We start from the raw sequence: 21672 nt of genomic DNA on the forward strand, positions 1-21672 counted from the left end.
AGTTTCTTAAAAGAGTCGTAAGACATAACCTTTATGGACATATGACTACGAAAATTAGTAGTTGTATAGTAGAAGGTGGCTAGCTTCTTTATTTGATTTTAATCGTTTAGATGAAATAATTATTCAAATAACGAATTAGCCAAAAAATGCCTTGAAGTGGTTTTCAAGGCATTTTTTTATGGAGACAATCATACTCTTGGATATTATAGCAGGATTTGTACTTTTGCAAAAAATTAAATTATTTCTCTAACTTAAAAATTAGTATAGCATGCAACTGTACAATAAATTAAGTGCAAAAGAGAGAGCAGCCCTTATTGATGAGGCAGGTACGGATCGTCTTACGCTTTCTTTTTATAAATACGCACACATCGGTAACACCGAAATTTTCAGAAATCACTTATTTATTAATTGGAATGAATTAGATGTACTTGGTCGAATTTATGTGGCCAATGAAGGAATCAATGGTCAATTATCGGTTCCTGCACCTAACTTTAATGCTTTTAAAGAACATCTGGATAGCATTACATTTTTAGAAAATGTAAGATTAAACATTGCAAGAGAGCAAGATGTAAAATCTTTTTTAAAGTTGAAGGTAAAAGTTCGTAAGAAAATTGTCGCGGATGGATTAAACGATGATACGTTCGATGTTACCAATAAAGGAGTACACGTGGATGCTGAAAAATTCAACCAATTAATAGAAGATCCCGATACTATTTTGGTGGATATGCGTAATCATTATGAAAGTGAAATAGGACATTTTAAAGGAGCTATCACTCCAGATGTTGATACATTTCGAGATTCATTAGATATTATAGAAGAAGACTTAAAAGAGCACAAAGAAGATAAAAACCTGGTGATGTATTGTACAGGAGGAATCCGATGTGAAAAAGCAAGTGCATATTATAAGCATAAAGGTTTTAAAAAAGTATTTCAGTTAGAAGGTGGTATTATAGAATATGCCAGGCAAGTGGAAGAAAAAGGACTTGAAAACAAATATTTGGGAAAAAACTTTGTTTTTGATCATAGAAGGTCCGAAAGAATATCAAACGATATCATATCTAATTGCCATCAGTGTGGAAAACCTTGTGACACCCATGTAAACTGTGCTAACGAGGCATGTCATTTGTTGTTTATTCAATGTCCAGAATGTGCGGCAAAAATGGATAATTGTTGTTCTGTTGAATGCAAAGACATTAACAGTTTGCCGTATGAAGAGCAAAAAGCACTTCGTAAAGGAAAAGGGAACAGCAATAAGATATTCAAAAAAGGACGTTCTGAGGTATTAAAATTTAAGCAGTAATGCTAAAATGATTTAGATGCTATGGATTTAAAAGAAATCATAGTATCTTTATCGATTAAGTGAATGTTGGATGAGGAACATCCGACCTGAGTAAGAATCATATTTGTCGCATATTTTGCGAGCAAGTTACAATATATAAAAGTATATGGGGTGTAGTAGTTGTTCCTCCGGGAAAGACGGACAGCCAAAAGGATGTAAGAATAATGGTACTTGTGGCACAGATGGTTGTAATAAGTTAACCGTTTTTGATTGGTTAGCGAATATGTCGCTTCCAAGTGGTGTAGCTCCTTTTCATTGTGTAGAAGTTCGTTTTAAAAACGGAAGAAAAAGCTTCTTTAAAAATACAGAAAATTTATCGTTAAGTATAGGAGATATTGTAGCTACAGAAGCTTCTCCTGGTCATGATGTAGGGATTGTATCACTTACAGGCGAATTGGTACGTATTCAAATGAAGAAGAAAAAGGTAGATATCGATAGCGATGATGTAAGAAAGATTTACAGAAAAGCATCGCAAAAGGATATTGATATCTGGCAAAAAGCTAGGGATCGTGAGAAACAGATTCAGGTAAGATCTAGAGAAATTGCCATTCGCTTAAATTTGCAAATGAAAATCTCTGATATAGAATTTCAGGGAGATGGATCCAAATGTACTTTTTATTATACTGCAGAGGAACGAGTAGATTTTAGACAGCTTATTAAAGAGTTTGCACAAGAATTCAGTACTAGGATAGAAATGAGACAAATTGGTTTTCGTCAGGAAGCAGCTCGTTTAGGAGGAATTGGATCTTGTGGACGCGAATTATGCTGTTCTACGTGGCTTACAGATTTTAGGTCAGTGAATACCAGCGCGGCAAGATATCAGCAACTATCTTTAAATCCTCAAAAGTTAGCAGGCCAGTGTGGGAAATTAAAGTGTTGTTTGAATTATGAATTGGATGCTTATATAGATGCGCTGAAGGAGTTTCCGAAGACCGAAGTAAAATTGAAAACGGAAAAGGGTACAGCTGTTTGCCAGAAAATAGATATTTTCAAAGGATACTTATGGTATGCCTATGAAGGAGAATGGATGAATTGGCATAAAATATCTGCGGATCATGCAAACGAAATTATAGAGGCTAATAAGAAAAATGAAAAAGTACTTGGTCTAGAGGAATTTGCTTCTGAACTATTAGAAGATACTAAAGTAGATTTTGAAAACGTTGTAGGACAAGATAGTTTAACAAGATTTGATCAACCTAAAAGAAGTAAAAGAAGAAGAAATAAGAATAGGAATAGAAATAAGAAAAAGGTTACTGCGGATACTACTGCTAAAAAGCAAAACCCGCAAAAAACTAAAGAGAATCCTTCCAATACCAATACTAAAAATTCTAATAGGAAAAAGAATAGTCAACGTAATAAAAAACGAAAACCACAGCAACGAAAAAATAATGATAAATCTTAGACTTATTATACTACTTTTTTTATGCGTTTGCTTGTATTCATGTGATGATGCAAGGGTTTTTGATGAATATAAAACAGTTTCCAGTTCTTGGGAAAAACAAGAAAAAGTTACTTTTAATTTACCAGAATTAGACTCTATAGAAAACTATAACTTATTCATTAATGTAAGAAACAATAATGATTATAAGTTCAGTAATCTTTTCTTGATTAGTGAAATGGAATTTCCAAATGGTAAGATCGTTACAGATACATTAGAATATGAAATGGCAAAACCAAATGGAGAATGGTTAGGTGTAGGTTTTTCTGATGTAAAAGAGAATAAGCTGTGGTATAAGGAGAACGTTAGTTTTACAGAAAATGGGGTGTATAAAGTTACGCTTCAGCATGCTATGAGGAAGAATGGAGAGACATTCGGTATAAATGAACTCGAAGGAATTACAGATATTGGTTTTAGAATAGAATTTGCACAAAATCCTAAATAATAATGGCAAAAGCAACACCTAAATCGACTAGGAAAAAGTCGGCATCAAAAGAAATCAGTGTTTTAAAATATATTAAGTGGTTTTGGATCACTTTTGCTTCAGGAATTGGCCTAGTAATTCTGATATTTCTTTTTGCAAGTTGGGGTTATTTTGGTGAAATGCCAGGTTTTGATGAATTAGAGAACCCTCAGAATGATTTAGCTACTCAGATTATTTCTTCCGATGGAAAACAAATAGGAACTTTTTTCAAGGAAAACAGAACTCCAGTGAGTTTTGAAGATTTATCTCCGAAGTTGGTAGAAGCTTTAGTCGCTACAGAAGATGTGCGTTACTATGATCATTCTGGCATAGATGCTAGAGGTACGTTAAGAGCTGTCACATTTTTGGGAAGTAGAGGTGGAGCTAGTACGATTACACAGCAGTTAGCTAAACTTTTGTTTACAGGTACAAGATCTCGAGGTTGGCAACGATATACCCAAAAAATCAAAGAATGGGTAATTGCAGCTCGACTGGAAAGACAGTACACTAAGGACGAGATTATGGCAATGTATCTTAATAAATATGATTTCCTTAATCAGGCCATTGGAATTAGTTCTGCTTGTCGAATTTATTTTAATAAAACTCCTAAAGAGTTAAAGCAGGAAGAGGCTGCTGTATTGGTAGGGATGTTAAAAAATTCTTCTTTGTTCAATCCGCTTAGACGTCCAGAATTAGTTAAAAACAGAAGAGATGTAGTGTTGTCACAAATGGCAAAATATGAATACATCACAGAAAAGGAAAAAGATAGCTTACAGCAGTTGCCTTTGACACTAGATTATGCACCAGAAGGGCATTCGGATGGAATAGCAACTTACTTTAGAGAATATGTAAGAAGTTGGATGGGAAATTGGGTAAAGAAAAACCCGAAAGGAGAAGATGAAGATGGAAACACACAGTTTTATAATATTTATAGAGACGGTTTAAGGATTAATGTAACTATCGACTCTCGCATGCAAAAATATGCAGAAGAGGCGGTGCAGGAACATATGTCAAATCTTCAGAAAGAATTTGACAAGCAGGAAGAGAAAAATAAAACAGCACCGTTTAGAGATCTTACAAAGCAAGAAGTTGATGGTATTATCAAACGAGCTATTAGGAGTTCTGCGAGAAGAAAAAAGATGTTGTCTCAAAATAAAAGCGAAGAGGAGATTCTGAAATCATTTGATATTAAAACGGAGATGAAAGTATTTTCCTGGAAAGGGTATATAGACACTATTATGACTCCTAGGGATTCTATTTTATATTACAAGAGTTTTTTAAGATCAGGAATGATGTCTATGGAACCACAGACAGGACAAGTTAAGGCTTGGGTTGGAGGAGTAGATATTAAACATTTTCAATATGATCATGTGTATCAAGGAGCACGTCAGGTAGGATCGACATTTAAGCCCTTTGTGTATGCTACAGCAATTGATCAATTAAAATTATCACCTTGTGATACATTACCAATGTCACAGATTACAATACCAGCTGGATCTCATGGAGTAATGGAGGATTGGACACCAAAAAACAGTGACGCGGATTATACGGGATATTTAAGTCTTAAAGAAGCATTGGCAAAATCGGTAAATACCATATCTGCACGTTTAATGGACCGTATTGGACCAGAACCAATTGTGAGATTAGCAAAAAAATCAGGCGTTGAATCAGAAATTATTGAAGTAGCATCGATTGCCTTAGGATCTGTAGATCTCAAACTATCAGAGATGGTAGGCGCCTACAGTACTTTTGCTAATGAAGGTATTTATAATAAACCTGTAATGATCACCAGTATTGAAGATAAGAATGGTACAACATTATATCAATTCGAACCGGAAACACGTGATGTTATTAGTAAAGAGGCTGCTTATGTTACCCTAAATTTATTAGAAGGAGTTACACAATCAGGATCCGGAGCTCGTCTTAGATCGGGACCTTCTAATAGATACGATTATAAAAATGTGGTAACAGGTTATCCGTATCAATTTACGAATCCTATTGCTGGTAAAACAGGAACTACACAGAATCAAAGTGATGGATGGTTTATGGGAATTGTACCAAATTTATGTACCGGTGTATGGGTTGGTGGAGATGATCGTGCTACACATTTTAATTCTACCAGATATGGTCAGGGAGCGACTATGGCTTTACCAATCTGGGCATTGTATATGAGAAAATGTTACGCAGATAAATCATTAAAGGTATCTAAATCAGCTTTTAGTAAACCTGAAAACTTAACCATTGAGGTTGATTGCAAAGAGTTTAAGAAAAGGATTAAGGTTGAAGATCCGGTAGAAGACGAATTCGGTCTTTAAAATAAATTTCTGTTATCCATGATGGAGAACAAGGATACGAGCATAAAAGAACAAGAAGGATTTGTGAATCTGGATCAGAGGCTATATATCAAGTGTTTTTGGATCGGCTTTGTTTCTTTGATTGGCATCGGGATTTTGTTGTTTCTTTTGGCGAGTTGGGGTGTTCTCGGAAAAATGCCAACTTTTGAAGATTTAGAAAATCCTAGGACAGATTTGGCAGCACAAATTATTTCTTCAGATGGTGTGCAGTTGGGAACAATTTTTCAACCAAATGAAAACAGAACTCCTATTGTATATGATGATTTACCACAGCATTTGGTAGATGCTCTCATTGCTACTGAAGACGCACGTTTTTATGAGCATTCTGGAGTAGATGCCAGAGGTACATTACGAGCATTTACATCATTAGGAAAAAAAGGTGGAGCTAGTACCATTACGCAACAGCTAGCAAGATTACTTTTTATAGGTCTTAGATCAAAAAATATTGATAAGTACACTCAAAAAATTAGGGAGTGGGTTATTGCTGCACGTCTCGAAAGGCAGTATACAAAGAATGAGATCATAGCAATGTATCTGAACAAATATGATTTTGCAAGACAGGCAATAGGTATAGGATCGGCATCCAGAATTTATTTTAATAAGAAACCCAAGGATCTAACAATAGAAGAAGCTGCAGTGCTTATAGGAATGTTAAAAAGCGCTACCTATTATAATCCTATTACGAAGCCAGAGCGTGCTCTGAACAGGAGAAATACGGTTCTGGCACAAATGGTAAAATATGGATATCTACAATTTAAAGAAAAAGATAGCCTTAAGAAGTTACCTATTCAATTGCAATATACTCCTGAAGGATATTCAGAAGGAAGTGCTACCTATTTTAGAAATGTGGTTAAGAAAGAGGTTCAGACTTGGATTAAAGAACATCCTAAGGGTGTAAATGATGAAGGTGTTACGGAATTCCATAATATTTTTAAAGATGGACTAAAGATTTATGTTACGTTAGATTCTCGAATGCAAAGGTACGCAGAAGAGGCTGTTAAAGAACATATGACGAATCTTCAAAAGGAGTTTAATAAGCAAGAAAAAACTAATAGAACTTCACCTTTTCGAGGTATTTCTTCTGGGCAAATAAAAGATATCGTAAATAGAGCTATTAAAAGTTCTTCGAGAAGAACAATAATGAAAAAGCAAGGTGCAAGTGAAGAAGAGATTATTGCTTCGTTTGATAAGCCAACCAAAATGAGAGTGTTTTCCTGGAAAGGAACTATCGATACGATCATGACGCCTAGAGATTCTATCCTTTACTACAAACGGTTTTTACATACAGGATTGATGTCAATGGATCCCCAAACCGGAGAAGTTAAAGCTTGGGTAGGTGGAATTAATAATAGATATTTCAAATATGATCATGTAAATCAAGGAGCGAGACAAGTAGGTTCTACATTTAAGCCTTTGGTATATGCTACTGCAATAGATCAGTTGAATTACGCTCCTTGTTACAGAATACCAAGAGCCAAAGTAACGATACCAGTGGGTAAACATGGTGTTTCTGGAGAGGATTGGACTCCAACAAATCCTGATAATAATTATGCGGGCTCTGTTACACTAAAAGAAGGTTTGGCAGGATCGATTAATACAGTTTCGGCTAGATTAATTGATAGAATCGGACCTGCACCTGTAATTAATCTTGCAAAAAAGCTGGGAATTACCACCCCTTTAGATACCGTTGCCTCTATTGTTCTGGGGACAGAGGCTATAAAACTTTCGGAAATGGTAGGAGCTTATAGCGTTTTTGCAAATGAAGGAATCTATAGTGAGCCTTATATTATTTCTCATATAAGAGATAAAAATGGAGCTTTATTGTATGAGAATGTTCCTAACAAAAAAGATGTTATAAATAAAGAATCTGCTTATCTAACGCTCAATTTAATGCAAGGAGTCACAGAAACAGGTTCAGGGAAACGATTACGAACTGAAGCTTCTAATTCATACATTTATAAGAAGCTGGTAACAGGACATCCTTACAAATTTGAGAATCCTATAGCGGGTAAAACAGGAACTACCCAGAATCAAAGTGATGGATGGTTTATGGGCATCGTACCAAATTTATGTACAGGAGTCTGGGTAGGTGGTGATAATCGTTCTACCCATTTCGAATCGATTGCCTACGGAAATGGAGCTACCATGGCATTGCCAATTTGGGCGCTTTACATGAGAAAATGTTATGAAGATCCAGTCTTAAATATATCTAAGTCAGAATTTAAAAAACCACAAAATCTTTCTGTGGAATTAGATTGCGATATTTATAAAAAAGAGGTTAAATACGAAGACGAGCTGCGCTTTTAGAACGTATTTGTCTATCTCTTAAATATTTCCAAAACTATAAGTTTTCAAACGTTTTAGTACTGTTTTTTTTTGGTACATTTAATCCGCTAAAAATAGAATAATATGATTCGTAAAATAGTTAACGGAGTTCAGGAAGCTACCGAAGGAGTCAAAGATGATATGACTTTTATGTTAGGTGGTTTTGGACTTTGTGGAATACCAGAAAACGCGATTGCAGAATTGGTTCGAAAAAATATCAAAGGGTTAACTTGTATCTCCAATAACGCAGGTGTGGATGATTTTGGATTAGGACTGCTACTACAGCAAAAGCAAATAAAGAAAATGGTCTCTTCTTATGTAGGAGAAAATGATGAATTTGAAAGACAGATGTTGAGCGGAGAATTGGATGTAGAGTTGATTCCTCAGGGAACATTAGCAGAAAGATGTAGAGCTGCGCAAGGCGGATTTCCGGCATTTTATACACCTGCAGGATATGGAACTGAAGTAGCGGAAGGGAAGGAGACAAGAGAGTTTAATGGCAAAATGTACATACTAGAAGAAGCTTTTAAAGCTGATTTTGCCTTTGTAAAAGCCTGGAAAGGTGATGAGGCCGGTAATCTGATTTTCAAAGGAACAGCAAGAAACTTTAATCCTTGTATGTGTGGAGCGGCAAAAATAACAGTTGCCGAAGTAGAAGAAATAGTTCCTGCAGGAACACTAGATCCTGATCATATTCATATCCCGGGAATTTTTGTACAAAGAATTTTTGAAGGCAAGAACTATGAAAAAAGAATAGAACAAAGAACAGTACGAAAAAGATAAATCATATGTTAGATAAAAACGGAATAGCTAAACGTATAGCAAAGGAACTGGAAGACGGTTATTTTGTGAATTTAGGAATTGGAATTCCAACGTTAGTAGCCAATTATATACCAGATGGGATCGCAGTGGAGTTTCAAAGTGAGAATGGAGTATTAGGTATGGGACCTTTTCCTTACGAAGGAGAAGAAGATGCAGATATCATTAATGCAGGAAAACAGACAATTACAACAATGCCAGGAGCTTCTTTTTTCGATTCTGCTACAAGTTTTAATATGATTCGTGGTCAACATGTAGATCTAACTATTTTGGGAGCAATGGAAGTCGCAGAGAATGGAGATATTGCAAACTGGAAAATTCCTGGTATGATGGTGAAAGGAATGGGTGGTGCAATGGATTTGGTGGCTAGTGCAGAAAATATTATCGTGGCCATGATGCATACAAATAGAGCAGGTGCTTCTAAATTACTATCTAAATGTTCTTTGCCTTTAACAGGAGTGAAATGTGTGAAAAAAGTAGTTACTAATTTAGCGGTATTAAGTATAACTGAAGATGGTTTTAAATTGTTAGAAAGAGCTCCAGGAGTAAGTGTAGAAGAAATTGAAAAAGCTACAGAAGGAAAGCTAATAATTGAAGGAAATGTGCCAGAAATGGTTTTGGATTAATCAAATCGAATTCTATATGAAAATGAACACTTTTCTAAATAAGGAGAACGAATAATAAATGAGATTAGATTTTTTTGTAAAAATAGACTTACAAAAAATCAATATTTGTAAGATAAAACTTACTTAATAAATATGTTTTTACCTTACCTAAACCTTTGCTTTAACTTGTAAATAGGCGTTAAATGTTATTAAATGTTAAAATTTTGTGTTTTTTGTCGATTTTAATTGTATTTAAACGTAATTTTCAAATTAATTTTGGATATTAGCAATCCCTTGAAAGTAGTACAGTTAAATGTTCTCTTTTAAAAATTAATTAAATTTTTAACCCTCACACATTGCCCTATTATGAAAAAGCGTTTAAATCGTATTCAGAAATCAGTTAAACCTACAATCGAATTGATTTCTAACTGTATGTATTTAGCAAAAAAAGTATTTTTGTTTTAACAAAAGGTTTTCCTTTTTGTTATGTGATTTTTTGTTGTTAACAAATCGCAACCTCCCCAAGTCGCGATGAATATAAAAAACCTGTTAGTCTATAGAGCTTAACAGGTTTTTTATATTTAAAGTTATTTGATTTCTGCGATAATGACACCAAAGTTGCCTTCTAGTTGTTCCCAGCTTTTAGCGGGCAAGTAGGTTTTTGACACAAAACCATCTAAATATAGCGCATTCTTGCAACCTTTCTCCTTAAAGAAGGAAGCGAAGTCATAAAAATTTATTTTTTCTTTGGACATTGCAAATAATAAATTACCGTTTGGTAATATTCCAACTCCGTTCCTAATATGAACATTTGGTGATCCTTGGTTAAATTTCTCATGAACTTTTCCTTCTATCAGTAACATAGGACCTGATTGGGTGGCATAGATTATGTTCTTTTCAAAAGAGAAGTTTTTGGTAGTTACAATATGTGGGGTATTATGGGTAATATAGAAAATTCCATTTGGTTGTAGATAAAAGTTGCCATATGCATTTTGAATAGTATCTAGTGGTGATTTTATAATATTATTTTCTATATACAATCCTTGTGGAGATAAGTCTTTCTTATACATTCCTCCATTCATAGCAAAAACGAGTTCCTTGCCATCATCATTTAGGGCTTTCTTAAGCTTCTGAAAACTTTCATAATTTTTATTGTTTTTATTTTTCCAAAAGAAATGTAATTGTTGATTCTTTAGATCAACTTCATAACTTATGAATTTTGTATCATTATTGGTTTTTTGCGAGTAGCTGAAACCTATGTAGATAAAATATATTAAAACAAGAAGTGAATATTTATTTTTCATAGTTATGAAATATGGAACCACAGCACATAATTGTACATTGGTAATGTTTTATAGGTATGATATGATGCTATGAGCTAGTTTTGTATTCATATAACATTAATTTTTCATTGTCATTGGGAATTGTAATGATTTTTATGAAATTGAAGTCTAGTTTTTCCAATAACTTCTGAGAGGATTTATTTTCTGGAATTGTAATAGCGCTGATTTTTTTTATTTTAAATTGTGTAATAGCAACTTCTTTTAGTTTAAAAGCACTTTCATAAGCGTAGCCCATTTTTTCATATGCTGGTAGAAATGCAAAACCTATGTCAAATCCGTCAATTCCTTCTCGGTCATAGAGACCGCAACAACCAAGTTTTATGTTGTCTGATTTTCGTATCACCGTATAATTCGAAAACCCAAGTCTTTCTAATTGTGGGAGCATTTTTTGTTCTATATAAGTTTTTGAATCTTCAATAGATTTTACATTGCGATCACCAATGTTTTGTAACCACTTCGGTGTATTTAGAAGTTCTAAATAAAACGAAGCGTCCCCAATACCTGAGGGTGTTAATAATAATCTATCGGTCTCAAAGTGTTTCATGTATGCTAAGAAGTTTTGATATCAAGAATGGTAATATACAAAAAGCCCAGAAACGAAAGTTTCTGGGCTTTTTTATAAAAATTAAGGTTATCTATCTATAATTTTTATTCTACGATAAAACGAGCTTTTTGAGTGTTTACTTGTAGCATGTATACACCTGCTTCAAGATTTTGAACATTTATAGTGTTGGAGAAAGTTCCTTTTAGAACTGTTTGTCCAAGCATATTATAAATGATATAGTTTTGAGAACCTGATTTACCGTTATGAACATTAAGAGTTGATCCTGTTACAGGGTTTGGATATAGAGATAATCCTAATGGTGGTCCAACTAGATCATCAGATGTTGTTGCAAATGATGATGTTGTTCCACAAGGTCCTAAATTCGTCCATCCTGTAGCAGTTCTTTCGTATAAGTTACCTTGATATGTAACTTTATCACCTACTTGATAAGTTTGACTAGAACTCCATTCAGGTACACCAGCACATTGGTCCACTGGTCCGCTAGAATCACTTAAAGATACATTGTCAATAGCGATATCTGCTTGCCAAGTACTACCAGTAATTCGGTTAAATCGTAACTGAACTCCTCCACCTACATAAGATGCAAGATCAATAGTAGCTGTTTGCCAAGAATTTCCTTGATTTCCTGTTTCGCTCCAGATACTAGTCCATGTAGCTCCTTCATCTGTACTTGCTTCAACAGCGATACTACCCATATCTGAAGCTCCATACATGTGATAAGCGAATGAGAAATTAGCTTGGCTAAGTCCACTTAAATCAAAGCATGGAGAAGTAATGATAGCTTGTTTGCTTGGATAACCTGTTCCATTTCCTGAAGCTTCCACATAAATATAGTAAGATCCTTGAGTAGCAGAAGACGGTCCTGTACTGCTGGATGGAGTACCATTAGCATCAACAGTCCAATTAAGGTCATCTGCTGTAGATTGTGTCCAATCTCCTATGGTGTTTTCGAATCCTTCACTATATGGGAAGGAAGAAATTCCTGAGGTACATCCACTTCCAGAACCTCCACCAGTTGTCGTAACATTTACTGTATTACTTGCTCCTGATACATTTCCAGCAGCATCTTTTGCACGTACGCTAAAAGAGTAAGAAGTATTAGCGGTAAGCCCTGTTACATTTGCAGTAGTATTTGAGGTAGAACCGATAACACTACTTCCTTGATAAACATCGTATTCAGTAACACCTACATTATCAGTGGATGCATTCCAGCTCAATGTTAGAGTGGTTTCTTCTACATTAGATGCAGATAAACTAGTTGGTGCAGTTGGAGCCTGAGTATCAGCAGTTGCGCCACCTATAGTAACAGTGTAATCTTCTACTTCACCATATTGGAAAGATTCACAAGAAGTAGGCACTCCATTATATTTCATAGATACACGCATTCTCGTATTTCCGTCTGCAGCACCACTTGGCACAGTAAAACTTCCACTTACAGGAGTTGTTTGTGTAGCACTTTGTGTCCATACCTGTTCTCCAGAGTCTGTAAAGTCACCATCTTGGTTGTAATCAATCCAAACACTATATCCTTCACTATATACTGTTCCTGTCCAAGTAGGAGTTACAGTAATTGTGTAAGAATCACCTTTTGCTAATCCAGTAGCAACAGAAGTAAAATCTGAATATCCACCACTTCCAGCACCAGACGCGTTATCTATAGTTCCTAATTGAACTCTACTAATATATTCGTCTGCAACACTATTTCCGTTAGAATCACAATATGTCAATTGGAATTCTGTAGTAGTAAAGCTTGCTGTACTGCTATAGGAAGATGTAGTGCCATCAGAACACTTACTTCTTACTTGCACTTCATATGAAGTTAATTGAGTTAATCCACTTAGAGCGGTAGAAGTACCACTTACATCACTTAATGTTGTCCAAGAAGAAGTTCCTGCTACTCTATATCTAACATCATAAGTAGCCGCTGGTACTGATGTCCAGTTGATAGTAGCACTATCATAAGAGATATTCGATGCTCCAACTCCAGAAGGAACCGTAGCGTTACAAACTACTGGAGTTCCAGTTAATCCAGTTACAATTAGAGAGAAGTTTTGGCTTCCTCCTGTTAATGACCCTTTGTGAGTTACTGTAATTGTATATGTTCCAGAAGCACTACCTACATCAATTCTTTCGAATGGATCTACAGTATTGTCACCTGTTCCGTTAGTAGTTATGCTTGTTAATCTATATGGTTGGAATGTAGTAGATCCTTGGGTTACTCTAATATCAAGATCATTTACTAATACTGCATTATTAGAGTTGGTAGCTGTAACTGCCGTACCTGGTCTATCAGTCCAAGAAATAGAAGCCATTAACGGATTAGTTCCGTCAGAATCAACAGTAATTGTGTACGTCTGTCCACTGTTTAAAGTTAATTCTTCAATTTTTGTTTCGTTTCCTGCATAGGTGATAGTCTCAGCAGCTCTTTTAGCATTTAATAATCCCCAACCGTAAACAGCGTCAGGACCAGAAGGTCCAGCATCATCTGCAGTATGTAGAGCTAAACCTTTTAAAGTAGCAGCTCTCATCAGGTTACCATTTGTATTGTCATAATGTTGTTGTAATAATAACAATGATCCAGCAACATTTGGAGATGCCATAGAAGTACCCGTAATACTAGCATATGCTGTATTACTACTTTCGTAAGTAGAATAAACTCCAGTACCATTTCCAGTAATATCTGGTTTGATACGATAATCATCGGTTGGTCCTTCACTACTTGAAGAGTTAATAGAAACACTATTTAAACTACCATCAGAAGCGATATTAGCATCTTGAGCATTTGCAACAACTAAATTATTTTTAGAAGTAGAATGTCCAGTAAGTTTATCATAAGAAGAATTCCCATCTAGCGGTTGACCGTTGTAACCATTTTGGTTACCATCGTTACCTGCAGCTACAACCATTAGATAGAAAGGAGCGTTAAACATTACTTCATCCCAATCTCTAGAAGTATCTATATAAGCACCAAAATATTGATCAGGTACAAGATCTCCTCTAAATCCGTAAGAGTGGTTAGAAATAATCATTCCATTCGCTGCAGCGCTGGTAGCTTCTGCAACATCGTTGTTCCACATATATCCATCTACTCTTGCCTGAGGTGCCATTCCTTTTGCCGCAGCTTGAACACCAGAAGCCATAATGGTTCCTGTTACGTGCGCAGCGTGGAAGTTTAATTGAGTTCCACCTTCAGATGCAGCATCTTGGATAGTAACACGATTGTTACCTCCAGGCCCATCATATTCTTGGTGAGATGCTCTAGCATGACCACCGTCCCAAACGTGAGCCGTCATGTTCTGACCATCTAAGTTTAATCCTAAAGAACCTCCAGAATTAAGATGATTTGTTCTTGTTGATTCAGCGGCATCCACGTTATAGGTTACGTAATAAATAGGAGTGCCATCTTCAGCAATTTTTTGTAATTCTGCAAAACTTCCGTTTTTAAGAGTGGTTTGAACAGGCCATCCATTTTGTTTTGCAGCCTGAATAGCTTCTTTCTTTTGAATAGCAGCTTTTTCAGCATTTTGCACTTGTAACTTGTTAAGTTCCGACAAATTACTACTCTGCATAATTTTTGACTTTTGTGCTGGTGTTTGAGCAAATGCTCCAGCAGAAAGAAGAAACATTGTGGAAAACGCGAGAGTTCGAAGTTTTCCAAACCTTTTTGGCATAGTGCCAAAAACCCCAATAAGGTTTTTGTAACTTTTTTTCATTTTTATTGAGTTTGAGTTAGCTTTAATTAAATTTCTCTGATGATTTATCTGAGAAACAGCCAAAACTCTTAAATTATTCCTAATTGGCAAAAGATTTTCGATAAAGGGTTTAATAATGACTATACAAAACCTTAACAAAGAGTTAACGTTTGTTTCATTTATTCAGTAAGTAGGTAAAGGATTACAAAAAGTAATAACTTAACTATTTAATCTAGTGATTTTTGCACAAATTCTATAGCTCTATACTCATTGTAAAAAATTCCCGAAGGCATATAAAAACCTACATGACCTCCAAAATCTGGGGTTTCTAAATAGAGGTCTGAATTTCTTTGAGCTTCATTGTGCGGATAACAAGTAGTTCCTAGAAAAGTGTCATTTTTAGCATTGATGATTAGAGTAGGGATGGAAATGTCTTTTAAAAATTGATTGCTACTACACTTAGTATAATAATCAATAGCATCCACATAGCCATGAGCAACACTTGTGTATAAATTGTCGATATCTATAAGGGAGCTACAAGCTTTGATATCGGATATACTAATTTCATTTGGAAATACTTGTTGCCTTTCTAACAACTTCTTTTTTAGACTCTGAATAAAACGTTGCTGGTATATAAAGTTTCTAGGTTTGTTAATTTCATTTAGTGAGTTATAAAGATCACAAGGTACGGATACAGCCACAGCAGATTTTACTTGTTTAGGTATTTTTCTTTCTCCTAAATATTTTAATGTGATATTGCCGCCTAGACTAAATCCGCATATAGAGATAGCATGATAGTCTTTCTCTGTAATATGAGATATAATAGCAGCAAGATCATCACTTACTCCAGCATTATAGGATTGGTATAATCTATTTACTTCACCGCTACAATTTCTAAGATTTATGGCAGCTACATTCCATTGGTTTTTGACAAAATGTTTCGCAAGACCTAGGATATATTGCCTTTGTGCGTTTCCTTCTAGTCCATGGACCAAAACAGCTACTTTTCCTTTAGATCTGGGATCACTAGAATAGCTCCAATCGATATCGATAAAATCTCCGTCTTTTAGTTCTACTCTTTCTCGATTTTGTTCTATACCTTTTACTGTTCTAACCAGATTAGGATAGATGGTGGAAAAATGACCATTTCGGAAAAAATATGATGGTTTGTAGTTTGAGGTGACTAAAGGCATTAGTATAAAATATTATCCTTTGGTTGTACTTTTTCGGGCAGATTGGTTTCATCCAACATATCTCGTAAGTCTATCTCTATAGTTCTACATAATGCTGTCATAGGAACATCGTTCACTCTTCCTTCAAAGGGGTCTTCACTATTACTACCTACTTTTTCCATCGTAGTAAATATCCAAGAAATTAGTACCGATAAAGGAATCATTAAAAAGATAAACCAAGGCTGTAAATGTTGCGACATATCACCAAGTTCACTTTCAAAAACATTTAATAATCCAAAGGGTAATAGTAATACGAAGATCCAAGTAAAAACAGTACTGAAATATGCATATTGTCTAGGAAAAGGGGTGTTTTTTATACGTTCACATTTACCTTGTAAGTTATACAATTCTTCTAATACACCATGTAACAGCTGGTTATCAAATGGGCTTATTTTTTCTGAACTCAATAACTTTTTTAGATGCAGTCCCTGATTTTTTACAAGATGAGTCGCTGCATTTTTTCTTTTTAGAAGGTCGTTGTATTCTTCTTCAGAAACAAAACTTTTAGTGGCATCACAAGCAGGATTTCGCTCTCCATGTTTTTGAAGTAAACGTTCTACCGAGGCATTTTCTTTCATCGAAAAAGAAGAGGGTTGTCTTAGTTGGATTCGTAAGGCGTTGATCCAAGCGATATGACGATATATTAATATTCTCTTGGTTTCTGGAGAATCGTCTACTAAGCTCAAAACCTGATTTGCCCAAGTTCTGCTATAATTTACAATACCTCCCCAAATTTTTCTTCCTTCCCAGAATCTATCATAACTCTGACTGTTTTTAAAACCAATATAAAAAGCTACAGCAATACCAATGACAGATAATGGTTGAAAGGGGATGTCTATAAATTGTAAGTCAAAAAAATAATAGAGAGAGAAAATACTTGCGGTATAGAGGATAAAGAAGAGTAGATTTTTCCATGCAAATCTTAAAATAAGTCCCCAACCAATATTACGTTTGATATACATGTGTGATTTTTTGTTCTAAAGTAAGAAGACCTCGTTGGTTTTCAAAATAGAAATATTTAAAAATCTAGTTCAATGTTGGGAGATAATATTAACTAAAGTTTATTATGCAAGCATATTATCTGTTTTGTATTTTTGACCCAATAAAATCTTAAGTATGTATTTAAAAGAGTTCGAAATTCGATGGAATGATATTGATGCTAATCGTCATTTAGCAAATAAGGCGTATATAGAATATGCTGCGCATACCAGAATGACATTTTTATCTGAGCTAGGTTTTGATCAAAGACTCTTAGGTAAGCTTAATATAGGTCCTGTTGTTTTTTATGAACACATCTATTATTTCAAAGAAGTTTTTTATGGAAGACCCGTTAGAGTTTCTTTGGAACTTGTAGGTATGAGTGAAGATGGAAAGTTTTTTGAATTCTTGCATAACTTTTATGATTACAAAGGAAGAAATTTTGCAAGATGTGAAATGATGGGGGCTTGGTTAGATTTGAAAACACGTAAATTAATTCCACTTCCTGAAGAAATGCGCGAATTTATGGATAAAGTAGAGCGTCCAGATAGCTTTAAAATACTTACGAAAGAGGACACACGAAAGTTTGCCAAAATCCCAACTGATTTAAGTTAGTTTTTTGGGTTTTTTAGTAACTAGGTAGACTCCTACAAAAACTAGTATTGCAGCTATTATTTGAATCAGTTTTAAGGAATCTGCTCCCATTGCCATGGCAAAACTTATGGCTAATAATGGTTGTAGATATATGAAAGCGCCAATTGTAGACGCTTTTAAAGTTTTTAAAGCAAATACATTTAGCAGGTAAGTAAAAAAGGTGGTTCCTATTACTACAAATACCATTTTCCAAATACCATCATAAGGTAGTGATGTCCATTGAACTTCATTAAATTCTGAAATCGTAATAGGGAAATTAATAATAACACCTAATAAGAAAAACCATTTCATTAAGGTGATAGCATGATATTTAGCCGTTAATGGTTTTACCATTACAAGATAAATTGCGTAAGAAGCGGCATTGACTATAAACAGGGCGTTTCCTAATGGAATATTAGGTGCGTCTTGTCGTACTTCGGCTCCAAATAGTATAAGTCCTAATGCGCCCGAGAAGCCTAATAAAATTCCAATAGATCGTAACCAGGTGATTTTTTCATTCAGAAAAATGGCAGATAAGATAAATACCAAAATTGGCGCTATGGTAATCATTACCGAACTATTAATAGGAGTTGATAGTTGTAGACCTTTGAAAAACATCAACATATTAATAGCCATCCCAAAAATTGCACATCCAAAAATTCTTAACCAATCGGATCGATCAATTTTTTGTTTTGGCACCCATATAGAGGCAAGCCAAAAAAGTAAAGTGGCTCCTATAACTCTAAGAAAGATAAACCCAAAAGGTTTAATGTAGGTAGGCATAACACCTTTAGCCAATGTATGGTTGATGGCGTAAATCAAACTTGCCCCAAAAGCAGCTAATAGTGCTATGGTTCTTTTATTCATTAATCTGCTTATTTGCTGCTTCAACCACTTTTTTACTATTTCCAATAAAAATTTGGTTGTCATATATAATCACCGGACGTTTTAAGAAGGTGTAATGTTCTAGAATTAAGTCTTTGTAATCGTTCTCTGAAAGAGTCTTATTTTTTAAATCTCTTTCTTTATAAAGTCTTGCTCTTTTGCTAAACAGAGATTCATACGTTCCAGAAAGTGATTTCATTTCTTCTAGTTGAGATTGAGTAATAGCTTCACTTTTAATGTCTTGTAAAACAAAATCTGAAGAAGGGTTTAATTCTTTTAAAATTCGTTTACAAGTGTCACAAGTGGATAGATGGTATATTTTTTTCACGAGAAAAATAGTTAAAATGTCAAAATCCATACAAAGGAAATTCATTTCACGATGAAAACTTATATTTTTGGCTAAAAATTAAGAACATCATCATTACATTTAAAAAGAAGCAATGAAAGATCAATTAGAAATTACCAGAACTAATAGAAGATTAATGTCCAAAATTATGGATAATTATTCATTAGAAGATCTTAATAAAGTTCCTGAAGGATTCAAGAATAATTTGATATGGAATATAGCTCATGTAGTGGTAACACAGCAGTTATTAGTATACAAACTTAGTGGTCTACCAATGATGATTGATGATGAATTGGTTTTAAAGTATAGAAAAGGAACTAAAACAGAGGGTTTTGTAGATCAGGCAGAAGTTGAAAAAGTAAAAGAGTTAATGTTTAGTACATTGGATCAAACTGAAAAGGATATTGAAGCTTCTATTTTTAAAGAATATCAGGAATATCCAACTAGTACAGGTTTTGTTTTAAAATCTACAGAAGATGCTATGAGTTTTAATAATTTTCATGAAGGAATACATCTTGGGTATATTTTAGCACTAAAAAAGTCATTATAATACGTTTTTATTTAAATAGGCTAACGCTTTCTCTTTACTTAATTTTATTTCAATAGGACCTTCTGCATAAGAGCTAACTTCATATTGATTGTATAGAAGTATAATATGTTCCTCTGTAAATCCAATAGTGGATGGTAAATGAAAAGTGTCATTCTCAAAAAAATATCCAGTGCTATTGATAGATTCGTTTTTAGGGATATTGTGAGTTTCTCTAAATACCTTTTCTGCAAAATCTTTAAAACCTTTATCATCTTTTATAAATCCTTCGTTGTTTATGATGTCACCCGTTTTAAGATCGATATTTAGGTAATTAGAATTACCACTACCATGTGCACCTCCAGTAAAAATATAAGATTCTATAAGAACGGATAGCATATTTTCATTTTGAAAACTAATGTCGCAATTGATACTAGCCTCATAAGGAATAATTTCATCTGGAAATTCTTTTTTCATTTCTAGATATGAACTATTAAAGCTTTTTAATGCGTTTTCAATATTATCAACTTTGTTGTCATCTTCAATATTTAAAGCATCACAAGCGGCTTTTTCAATTCGCTTGTTTATCTTTTCCGACAGATCGTTTTCACTTATAGATTCTAAAAGTAAAACTTCAGTAATTACGCAGTCTGTGTTTTCACAATCAAAGTAGGTTTCTATACTTATTGTTTTTTTCTGAAAACGTAGTGGTTCATGTTTTTCACAACTATAGAAATAAGATAGAATTACTAATAGGAAAATGAACTTTATTGGAGTGTTAGTTTTTCTGTTAATCATCTACTAAAGGTATTCATTGAAATATGATTAGAACGAATTAAATCATACATTTGTTCAGTTTTTTAACATATTACTATTCAAGTTGATTTTTTCGACTCTAAAAAGTAAAATTTGATTAAAGAAACGTCAAAAAATTAAGAAATATTATAAAAATCGAAACTAGTGAAATTTAATACAAAAACAATACACGGAGGTCAGGAGCATGATCCAGCATACGGAGCAGTGATGCCACCAATATACCAAACCTCTACTTATGCCCAGACTACACCAGGAGGACATAAAGGTTTTGAATATAGTAGAACACATAATCCTACAAGAAAGGCGTTGGAGAATGCATTTGCAAGTATAGAAAATGGAAAGCATGGTTTAGCATTTGGATCTGGATTAGCAGCTATTGATGCTGTAATTAAATTACTAAAGCCAGGTGACGAAGTGATCTCTACAAATGATTTGTATGGAGGTACTTATAGGTTGTTTACAAAGATATTTGAAGATTTCGGAATCAAATTTCATTTTATTGGAATGGAAAATGCCGATGCTATAGAGAATTATGTAAATGAAAACACTAAGTTAATTTGGGTAGAGACACCAACAAACCCAATGATGAATATTATAGATATCAAAGCTATTGCTGCGATTTCTAAAAAGAATGATTTACTATTGGCGGTGGATAATACGTTTGCTACTCCTTATTTACAAAGACCTTTGGATCTTGGAGCTGATATTGTAATGCATAGTGCAACGAAATATATTGGAGGGCATAGTGATTTGGTTATGGGTGCTTTGATCGTAAAAGATGATGAAATTGCTGAACGTTTGTATTTTATTCAAAATGCAAGTGGTGCTGTTTGTGGACCTCAGGATAGTTTTTTAGCTTTAAGAGGTATAAAAACATTACACGTTCGTATGCAACGTCATTGTGAAAATGGTGAGGCAATTGCACATTATTTAAAGAAACATCCTAAAATAGAAAAAGTGTACTGGCCAGGATTTGAGGATCATCCAAACCATGAAGTTGCCAAAGCGCAAATGGATGGTTTTGGTGGAATGATATCATTTGTAACTAAGGATAGTAATTATGATGAAGCGATAAAAATCGTGGAGAACCTTAAGATTTTCACACTAGCAGAATCTCTTGGTGGTGTTGAGAGTCTAGCAGGTCACCCAGCAAGTATGACACATGCATCTATTCCGAAAGAGGAACGCGAAAAAACTGGTGTTGTAGATTCTTTAATTAGATTGAGTGTGGGAATAGAGGATGTAGATGATTTAATTGCGGATTTAGAACAGGCTATAGGTTAACTAGTTATTAAATTCAAAAAAATATAGGT

18 protein-coding genes are annotated in these 21672 nt (G+C 34.3%); 10 read left to right on the plus strand and 8 right to left on the minus strand.

What is annotated here, in order from left to right; genetic code table 11:
* The first annotated feature begins 268 nt into the window (after positions 1-268).
* From Q1B37_RS00115 to Q1B37_RS00145, 7 genes are all read left to right on the plus strand, one after another.
* Positions 269-1300 carry a rhodanese-related sulfurtransferase gene (locus Q1B37_RS00115; protein ID WP_299610771.1) on the plus strand — a complete coding sequence of 344 codons (1032 nt, stop codon included), beginning with the start codon at positions 269-271 and terminating at the stop codon, positions 1298-1300.
* A 145-nt stretch (positions 1301-1445) separates the two neighbouring features.
* Positions 1446-2741, plus strand: coding sequence for a regulatory iron-sulfur-containing complex subunit RicT (gene ricT, locus Q1B37_RS00120; RefSeq protein WP_299894070.1), 1296 nt, complete (start codon positions 1446-1448; stop codon positions 2739-2741).
* A complete protein-coding gene (locus tag Q1B37_RS00125) occupies positions 2728-3222 on the plus strand; it encodes a gliding motility lipoprotein GldH (RefSeq protein WP_299894072.1) in 495 nt (164 codons plus the stop codon). Before ricT ends, Q1B37_RS00125 begins: the two co-directional genes overlap by 14 nt.
* 2 nt (positions 3223-3224) lie before the next feature.
* The gene (locus tag Q1B37_RS00130) at positions 3225-5555 is read left to right on the plus strand and encodes a transglycosylase domain-containing protein (RefSeq protein ID WP_299894075.1); all 2331 of its coding nucleotides are present in this window, start codon (positions 3225-3227) and stop codon (positions 5553-5555) included.
* A gap of 18 nt (positions 5556-5573) precedes the next feature.
* Entirely contained in the window at positions 5574-7901 is a 2328-nt protein-coding gene (locus Q1B37_RS00135) for a transglycosylase domain-containing protein (RefSeq protein ID WP_299894079.1), read from the plus strand.
* Between the two features lie 102 nt (positions 7902-8003).
* Entirely contained in the window at positions 8004-8702 is a 699-nt protein-coding gene (locus tag Q1B37_RS00140) for a CoA transferase subunit A (protein ID WP_299894083.1), read from the plus strand.
* A gap of 5 nt (positions 8703-8707) precedes the next feature.
* The gene (locus Q1B37_RS00145; RefSeq protein ID WP_299894085.1) at positions 8708-9364 is read left to right on the plus strand and encodes a 3-oxoacid CoA-transferase subunit B; all 657 of its coding nucleotides are present in this window, start codon (positions 8708-8710) and stop codon (positions 9362-9364) included.
* Between the two features lie 566 nt (positions 9365-9930).
* On the opposite strand, the gene Q1B37_RS00150 is transcribed toward Q1B37_RS00145, so the two are convergent.
* The 5 genes from Q1B37_RS00150 to Q1B37_RS00170 all read right to left on the minus strand — a co-directional run bounded on the left by Q1B37_RS00150 (position 9931) and on the right by Q1B37_RS00170 (position 17137).
* Entirely contained in the window at positions 9931-10647 is a 717-nt protein-coding gene (locus tag Q1B37_RS00150) for a phosphodiester glycosidase family protein (protein WP_299894088.1), read from the minus strand.
* Between the two features lie 67 nt (positions 10648-10714).
* Complete coding sequence (locus Q1B37_RS00155; protein ID WP_299894091.1) at positions 10715-11230, minus strand: GNAT family N-acetyltransferase; 516 nt, start codon at positions 11228-11230, stop codon at positions 10715-10717.
* 104 nt (positions 11231-11334) lie between these two features.
* Positions 11335-14964 carry a S8 family serine peptidase gene (locus Q1B37_RS00160; RefSeq protein ID WP_299894094.1) on the minus strand — a complete coding sequence of 1210 codons (3630 nt, stop codon included), beginning with the start codon at positions 14962-14964 and terminating at the stop codon, positions 11335-11337.
* Between the two features lie 206 nt (positions 14965-15170).
* On the minus strand, positions 15171-16136 hold the full coding sequence (locus tag Q1B37_RS00165; protein ID WP_299894096.1) for an alpha/beta fold hydrolase: 966 nt from the start codon (positions 16134-16136) through the stop codon (positions 15171-15173).
* Positions 16136-17137, minus strand: a complete 1002-nt coding sequence (locus Q1B37_RS00170; RefSeq protein WP_299894098.1) for a bestrophin family protein — start codon at positions 17135-17137, stop codon at positions 16136-16138. The genes Q1B37_RS00165 and Q1B37_RS00170 overlap by 1 nt, the downstream gene beginning before the upstream one ends.
* Positions 17138-17291: 154 nt before the next feature.
* On the opposite strand from Q1B37_RS00170, the gene Q1B37_RS00175 reads away from it, so the two are divergent.
* Entirely contained in the window at positions 17292-17768 is a 477-nt protein-coding gene (locus tag Q1B37_RS00175) for a thioesterase family protein (RefSeq protein WP_299894102.1), read from the plus strand.
* On the opposite strand, the gene Q1B37_RS00180 is transcribed toward Q1B37_RS00175, so the two are convergent.
* Together Q1B37_RS00180 and Q1B37_RS00185 are read right to left on the minus strand one after the other, a co-directional pair.
* Entirely contained in the window at positions 17760-18653 is an 894-nt protein-coding gene (locus tag Q1B37_RS00180) for a DMT family transporter (protein WP_299894105.1), read from the minus strand. The two genes, Q1B37_RS00175 and Q1B37_RS00180, sit on opposite strands and share 9 nt — an antisense overlap.
* Positions 18646-18999 (minus strand): ArsC/Spx/MgsR family protein, encoded by a 354-nt coding sequence (locus tag Q1B37_RS00185; RefSeq protein WP_299894108.1) that lies wholly within the window; start codon positions 18997-18999, stop codon positions 18646-18648. The genes Q1B37_RS00180 and Q1B37_RS00185 overlap by 8 nt, the downstream gene beginning before the upstream one ends.
* Positions 19000-19111: 112 nt before the next feature.
* On the opposite strand from Q1B37_RS00185, the gene Q1B37_RS00190 reads away from it, so the two are divergent.
* Entirely contained in the window at positions 19112-19567 is a 456-nt protein-coding gene (locus Q1B37_RS00190; protein ID WP_299894111.1) for a DinB family protein, read from the plus strand.
* Here the strand turns inward: Q1B37_RS00190 and Q1B37_RS00195 are convergent.
* Positions 19562-20341, minus strand: coding sequence for a DUF3298 and DUF4163 domain-containing protein (locus Q1B37_RS00195; protein WP_299894114.1), 780 nt, complete (start codon positions 20339-20341; stop codon positions 19562-19564). The two genes, Q1B37_RS00190 and Q1B37_RS00195, sit on opposite strands and share 6 nt — an antisense overlap.
* 162 nt (positions 20342-20503) lie before the next feature.
* Here Q1B37_RS00195 and Q1B37_RS00200 point away from each other — a divergent pair, with 162 nt between their 5' ends.
* Complete coding sequence (locus Q1B37_RS00200; RefSeq protein WP_299610810.1) at positions 20504-21643, plus strand: cystathionine gamma-synthase; 1140 nt, start codon at positions 20504-20506, stop codon at positions 21641-21643.
* The last annotated feature ends 29 nt before the right edge of the window (positions 21644-21672 follow it).

Origin of the sequence: uncultured Aquimarina sp., assembly GCF_947492965.1 — a bacterium.
GTDB lineage: Bacteria > Bacteroidota > Bacteroidia > Flavobacteriales > Flavobacteriaceae > Aquimarina.

Coding starts and splice junctions, on each gene's coding strand:
- Q1B37_RS00160 (WP_299894094.1), bottom strand. CDS start 14,964: ATGAAAAAAAGTTACAAAAACCTTATTGGGGTTTTTGGCACTATGCCA.
- Q1B37_RS00170 (WP_299894098.1), bottom strand. CDS start 17,137: ATGTATATCAAACGTAATATTGGTTGGGGACTTATTTTAAGATTTGCA.
- Q1B37_RS00195 (WP_299894114.1), bottom strand. CDS start 20,341: ATGATTAACAGAAAAACTAACACTCCAATAAAGTTCATTTTCCTATTA.
- Q1B37_RS00135 (WP_299894079.1), top strand. CDS start 5,574: ATGATGGAGAACAAGGATACGAGCATAAAAGAACAAGAAGGATTTGTG.
- Q1B37_RS00175 (WP_299894102.1), top strand. CDS start 17,292: ATGTATTTAAAAGAGTTCGAAATTCGATGGAATGATATTGATGCTAAT.
- Q1B37_RS00165 (WP_299894096.1), bottom strand. CDS start 16,136: ATGCCTTTAGTCACCTCAAACTACAAACCATCATATTTTTTCCGAAAT.
- Q1B37_RS00190 (WP_299894111.1), top strand. CDS start 19,112: ATGAAAGATCAATTAGAAATTACCAGAACTAATAGAAGATTAATGTCC.
- Q1B37_RS00130 (WP_299894075.1), top strand. CDS start 3,225: ATGGCAAAAGCAACACCTAAATCGACTAGGAAAAAGTCGGCATCAAAA.
- Q1B37_RS00115 (WP_299610771.1), top strand. CDS start 269: ATGCAACTGTACAATAAATTAAGTGCAAAAGAGAGAGCAGCCCTTATT.
- ricT (WP_299894070.1), top strand. CDS start 1,446: ATGGGGTGTAGTAGTTGTTCCTCCGGGAAAGACGGACAGCCAAAAGGA.
- Q1B37_RS00155 (WP_299894091.1), bottom strand. CDS start 11,230: ATGAAACACTTTGAGACCGATAGATTATTATTAACACCCTCAGGTATT.
- Q1B37_RS00140 (WP_299894083.1), top strand. CDS start 8,004: ATGATTCGTAAAATAGTTAACGGAGTTCAGGAAGCTACCGAAGGAGTC.
- Q1B37_RS00145 (WP_299894085.1), top strand. CDS start 8,708: ATGTTAGATAAAAACGGAATAGCTAAACGTATAGCAAAGGAACTGGAA.
- Q1B37_RS00125 (WP_299894072.1), top strand. CDS start 2,728: ATGATAAATCTTAGACTTATTATACTACTTTTTTTATGCGTTTGCTTG.
- Q1B37_RS00180 (WP_299894105.1), bottom strand. CDS start 18,653: ATGAATAAAAGAACCATAGCACTATTAGCTGCTTTTGGGGCAAGTTTG.
- Q1B37_RS00150 (WP_299894088.1), bottom strand. CDS start 10,647: ATGAAAAATAAATATTCACTTCTTGTTTTAATATATTTTATCTACATA.